This window comes from Rhodococcus sp. T2V, assembly GCF_029269925.1.
GTDB classification, from domain to species: Bacteria; Actinomycetota; Actinomycetes; order Mycobacteriales; family Mycobacteriaceae; genus Rhodococcus_F; species Rhodococcus_F koreensis.
This window is the reverse complement of record NZ_JARJBD010000478.1, coordinates 1-563: the sequence shown is the minus strand read 5'-3', so window position 1 is coordinate 563 and position 563 is coordinate 1. Positions and strand designations below refer to the sequence as shown.

Below are 563 nucleotides of genomic sequence, written 5' to 3'. Positions count from 1 at the left end.
CGAGGACGAGCTGTCCCGGGCCCGCAGGACGCGCGCGAAGGCGACGACCGATTCCATACCCGTACGACGACGCACCCGGAAGTGATCAGCGATGACCTCGACTCTCGACAGCGCGGCGAAGAAGCTGCGCCAGAATGTTTCCGGTGCGTCCGGCAAGGCCGCATCGGTGTCACCGCTGCAGCAGGCGGCGCAGGGCCTGCTCGGCACCGTGACCGACAAGGCGGTCTCCGCCGTCTCCGACAAGGTGGCGGGCGCGACCGGCCGGCTGACCGACTACGCCGACGAAGAGCCGGACGAGGAGCCGGAAGAGGAGTCCGGCGAGTACGAGGAGGAAGAACCGGAGGAAGAGCCGGACGAGGAGCCGGACGAGGAGCCGGAAGAGGAGTCCGGCGAGTACGAGGACGAGGAACCCGAGGAAGAGTCCGGCGAGTACGAGGACGAGGAACCGGAGGAAGAGTCCGGCGAGTACGAGGACGAGGAACCGGAGGAAGAGTCGGAGGAAGAGCCGGAGGAAGAGACCGCTGAGGACGAGACGGAGGAGGAACCCGAGGAAGAGACCGCTG

At 67.5% G+C, this 563-nt stretch carries 1 protein-coding gene and 1 pseudogene; one reads left to right on the top strand and one right to left on the bottom strand.

Annotated elements, in window-relative coordinates; all coding sequences use genetic code 11:
• Nucleotides 1-219, bottom strand: a 219-nt coding sequence (locus tag P3H15_RS54940; protein WP_276144944.1) for a hypothetical protein, incomplete at its 3' end; no start/stop codon positions are given.
• On the opposite strand from P3H15_RS54940, the pseudogene P3H15_RS54935 reads away from it, so the two are divergent.
• Nucleotides 209-563 (top strand): annotated as a pseudogene (locus P3H15_RS54935) (hypothetical protein); the annotation flags it as partial. The gene P3H15_RS54940 and the pseudogene P3H15_RS54935 overlap by 11 nt on opposite strands.